Raw genomic sequence first — 4,313 nt, 5'->3', positions numbered from 1 at the left:
CGCGACCGCGGTTTCCCGCCTGCTCGAGGGGCCGCTGGTGATCAGAGTCGCCGGCGAGCCCGGTTCCGATCTGCATCGCGCGGCGCTTCGGCTGGCGGACCACGAGAAGGTCGTCGTCCCCGACGCCGATGCCCTCGAGGCGGGAACGGCGCGAGCCGAACTGGGCGATCGCGTCTCCGATCGCGCCGAAACTCCCTCCGAGTTGAGCGAGCAGGTCCAGCGCCTTCTGGACTGACGCTCGGCCCCGAGGAGGCCGAGTCTGCCCTCTCGTCAAACTACCACAGCGTTTATGTTTCTTCAGGGGGTTCTTCCGACATGGCCACTCTCAGGGATCTCGGGCTCTCCGAGTACGAAGCTCGAGCCTACCGATCGCTCCTCACCACCGGCCCCACAACGGCCAAGGAGTTGTCACGGGCGAGCGACGTGCCGATGGGGCGGATCTACGACGTGCTCAACAGTATCGAACAGTACAATCTGGTTCGCAGCCAGACCGCCAGCCGGCCGAAGAAGTACGTCGCCGTCGAGCCGTCGACGGCGCTCGATCGGCTGCTCGAGGACAAGAAACGCGAACTCGACGAGAAGGCGGATCAGTACGAGTCGATCGTCGACGACCTCGCCGACGAGCTCGACGCGGCCGAGCCCGTCGAGGATCAGTTCTGGACCGCCGCCGTCGGGCCCGAGGAGACGATCGACCTCCTCCTTGAGCGCCTCGCGGCCGCCGACCGCAACATCGTGATGGTGTCGTCGCATCCGTCTCCCCAGTGGGACATGCAGACGGTCAGCGAGGAGATAAACGCCCAACTCGAGGACGCCCTCGATCGGGGCGTCTCGGTCGATCTGTTGATGACCCGCGAGATGGTCGCCTCGATGTCGGAGGAAGTGGGCCGGCGGTATCGGGAGACCTTGCAGCAACGCGACGACTTCGACGTTCGAACGCACGACGACATCACGGGCTCGTTCAACATCATCGACGGGGTCGAGGTCTGCATTCAGGTGCCCAATCCGCTCTCCTCGGGCGAGGCCTTCGGCATGATCGACCTCAAGGATCCGGAGTTCGCCGCGAACGTCCACGAGGAGTTCGTGCCGCGGTGGGAGGAAGCGGAGCCGCTCGAGTTTTAGTCCGCTATTTCGTCGCGCAGCGTCCCCATCTCGACCACGCGCTCGGCGTGGGCGTTGTGCTGGTGGATCGACTCGTCGTTGGACTGGCTCATCGTAATCACCGCGTCGTCGGGCAGGTGGTCGAACTCGTCGACGACGCCCTCGGCTAACGCGCGGACGCAGTCCTCGACGAACTTCGCGTCGGCGTGGGCCTCGTAGGTCATGTGGTCTTCGTCGGGCCGCTTCGCGAGGTTGTAGATCCGCGCGCTCATCGAGTCCCGCGCGATGTCGATGATGTCGTTCAGATCGACCGCGGGATCGCCGTTGGCCTCGACGGTCAGCGTGGCGTGGCCCCGCTGTGAGTGCCCCGGCTGTGGCACCTCGTCTAGGAACTGCGTGATCGTCTCCTCCTCGACGCCGAGGTCCTCGAGGGTCTGCTTCGCGCGGGCGGTGGACATTCCCTGCGAGCAGGGGCAGACCGTCATCCCGGTGACGTTCGCGCCGATCTCCTCGCGGGTTCCGTCCTCGGTCGCCGTCGCCGAGGCCACGATGTCGACCGTGTGCTGGGTCTCGCGGTCGCTGGCCGGCGTCTGCTCGCGGCGCATGAACTCGGCCTCCATCGAGACCTCCGCTTTCGAGGTATAGTCGTGTCGCTCGAGCAGGCGTTCAGCGGCCTCGCCGCAGACCTCTTCGACCTGATAGGCTTCCTCGCGGGTGGCATCCTCGAGGATCTCGTCGATGACCTCCATGTTCCGGCTCATATCCGCCCCCTTTCGCCAGCCCGGGAGGTCGACGAAGACTTCGAACTCCGCGGTGAGGACGATCGGTCGCTTGCCCTCGCGGGCGATCTTGACGAGTTTGTCGACGCCGGTGACGCCGACCTGACTCAGGCCGACGGTCACGTCGGGCGACGTGGCCTGCACGTCCGGCAACTGATGACTCATTGACCGCATTCAGGGGAGCGGCCGATTCAACCTTTCGGAACCGCAGTAACTGGCTCGGCGGGTGAGGAACGCTCGGTACTACTCGAGCGGGCCGCCGATTCTTTAAGTGCCTCTGGTCACAAGGTAGAGCTATGACGGGAAGACGGTCGTTCTGCAGTCCGGTGACTCACATCCGATAGTCATGACGCCGCGTTTTCGGTTTCCGCGTTCGATTGACAAACGGACACCAGTTTAGGTGACCACGGGTTCACGAGTCGCTCGAGCGATCGGAGAGTCGATTCGCCATTTCCCACGGAAGGGTGAGCACGAACAGGAAGAGCAGCGTCGCACCCAGTCCGGTGAGAAATCCGTCCGTGACACGAAGTGCGAGGAAGACGGCCAGTCCGGAAACGAGTATTCTCGCAATACGGCTCAGATCCCACTCGAACAGGACGGCTCGGAGGGCAGACATTATATCACCAATGGGTGGAATTGTATATAAATCTGGGCCAGAGGGGTGAGTTACGGCCGCGGAACGAAAACTACGCGCCGTTGAAATACGTCTCACTTCGGTCCAACCGAGCCACGTGCGGTGGCGAGCGCTGTGGTGCGGTGAACGAAAGCGAGGCGCGAGTGAAACGGGCGTGAGCGCGAAGCCAGCTTCAACTGGTCCGTTGCAGACGAACTCGCTAGATCGGTCATCTATTCTCGAGCGCTCGCCTTCTGTACGCCCGGTCGCTGACACCGACCACGCTCTTCTTTTAAGTACTTCTGGTCACAAGGTGAAGCTACGAAGAGCATTCGTCACCTGGTCTTCTCGCTTTTCGTTCCCGCATACTCGAGCCCCAGCTATGCCTCTCATCCCAGACCACGTCCACGAGACCGTCGACGACCACCTGACCGCGATCGAACGCGAGCACGATCTCGCGGTCGCGCTGGCGGTCGCCCGCGGAAGCCACGCCTGGGATGCGGCGAGTCCCGACAGCGACTACGACGTCGGGTTCGTCTTCGCGCCGACGGATCTCCGCCGATACGCTCACCTCGAGGGCGCCCCCGAGACCGTCGTCGCGGACCGCGGCGAGTTCGAGTATCAGGGGTGGGACGTGCGGACGTTCGCGCGCCTGCTCGCCGACTCGAACGAGGGAGCGATCGACCTGCTCCGGAGTCCGATTCGCTACCGCCTCGCGTACGATCCTGCCGGCCTCACCGCGTATATCGAGCGGACGTACAACCCGATCGACCTCTATCACACGTGGCGCGGGATCGCGACGAGCAACTATCGCAAATACGTCTCGCACCATCTGGTCCGCACCGACGATGAGACCTTCCCGATCATCGACGCGGACGGCGGGGAGTACACCGTCGAAACCGGCGATGGAACGATGGCAGTCTCGGCGGACGACGAGCGGTTCACCGAGACGCAGACGAAACCCACGGTAAAGCGAAACCTGACGATCTGTCGGGCAGCCATGTCCGCATACTACCTCAAAGAGACCGGCGAGCGCGGCGAACACGAGCTGCCGGCCCTCGAGTTCAAGACCTTCCTCCGCGAGCAGGCACCCGCAGTTTTCGACGCCGACCGGATCGACCGCGCTCGCGAGTTGCTCGAGCGGAAACGGGCGGGTGACGGGGATACCGATATCGGCGACGCCGTGGATCGTGAGTTCGCCCACCCGCCGAAAGCGATCGATCCCGCGGTTCACGCGCGTGACGGCCCCGATACCCGACGGCTGAACGGGTTCATCGACGAGATCATCGCGGCCGTCCGGTAGCTCGAGCCGCGTCCCCGTCCCTGCTTTCGTTTAAGTACCTCTGGTCACAAGGTGTAGATACGACGGGAGAGACGCGCCGGCTCTGCCGAGAGATCCGTTCCCGAACAGTGCACAGCTCGAGCTATCGGTCGCTCGGCGATGCTCACCATCCGTCATTCGCCGTTCGTCCCTGTCACGAGCAGTCGTACTTTAAGTGCTTCTGGTCACAAGATAGAGCTACGAAGGGCTTTTCGCGGACTCACTCACTCGAGAGCGGAGCGGCAGCAATCGATATCGCTCGAGCGCTGCTGTTATCGCCCGGCACCTGTTAAAAAGGTTGTTAGTCCAGATGATCGGCCACTACACGGAGCGAGCCTTTTTCACTCTCCCTCTCCGAGCGACAGACGATGCAAGACGACGGTGCCGACCCTGGTCCAGATTCCGAGCGAGCCGCGGCGGTCGCGGACGGCGTCGAGTCCGACTCCGAGCGTGAGCGCCACCTCGAGACCCGGCCCGGGTCCGGGTCGCTCTCCCGGGCGGA

At 63.8% G+C, this 4,313-nt stretch carries 4 protein-coding genes and 2 pseudogenes; 4 read left to right on the top strand and 2 right to left on the bottom strand.

Going from position 1 to position 4,313, the window contains the following annotated elements:
- Together PGX04_RS23655 and PGX04_RS23650 are read left to right on the top strand one after the other, a co-directional pair.
- Positions 1-235: pseudogene (locus PGX04_RS23655) on the top strand (DUF255 domain-containing protein); the annotation flags it as partial.
- Between the two features lie 80 nt (positions 236-315).
- Positions 316-1,119 carry a TrmB family transcriptional regulator gene (locus tag PGX04_RS23650; protein ID WP_273740749.1) on the top strand — a complete coding sequence of 268 codons (804 nt, stop codon included), beginning with the start codon at positions 316-318 and terminating at the stop codon, positions 1,117-1,119.
- On the opposite strand, the gene mptA is transcribed toward PGX04_RS23650, so the two are convergent.
- Both mptA and PGX04_RS23640 read right to left on the bottom strand, forming a co-directional pair.
- Entirely contained in the window at positions 1,116-2,042 is a 927-nt protein-coding gene (gene mptA / locus PGX04_RS23645; protein WP_273740748.1) for a GTP cyclohydrolase MptA, read from the bottom strand. The two genes, PGX04_RS23650 and mptA, sit on opposite strands and share 4 nt — an antisense overlap.
- Before the next feature lie 247 nt (positions 2,043-2,289).
- Complete coding sequence (locus PGX04_RS23640; protein ID WP_273740747.1) at positions 2,290-2,493, bottom strand: hypothetical protein; 204 nt, start codon at positions 2,491-2,493, stop codon at positions 2,290-2,292.
- 379 nt (positions 2,494-2,872) lie between these two features.
- Here PGX04_RS23640 and PGX04_RS23635 point away from each other — a divergent pair, with 379 nt between their 5' ends.
- Both PGX04_RS23635 and PGX04_RS23630 read left to right on the top strand, forming a co-directional pair.
- Positions 2,873-3,793, top strand: a complete 921-nt coding sequence (locus PGX04_RS23635) for a nucleotidyltransferase domain-containing protein (protein WP_273740746.1) — start codon at positions 2,873-2,875, stop codon at positions 3,791-3,793.
- A gap of 386 nt (positions 3,794-4,179) precedes the next feature.
- Positions 4,180-4,313, top strand: a pseudogene (locus tag PGX04_RS23630) (DNA-directed RNA polymerase subunit epsilon); the annotation flags it as partial.

The sequence above is a fragment of the Natrinema soli genome (genome assembly GCF_028618695.1).
Note: the sequence above shows the minus strand (reverse complement) of the source record. Positions and strands in the feature narration are given on the sequence as shown.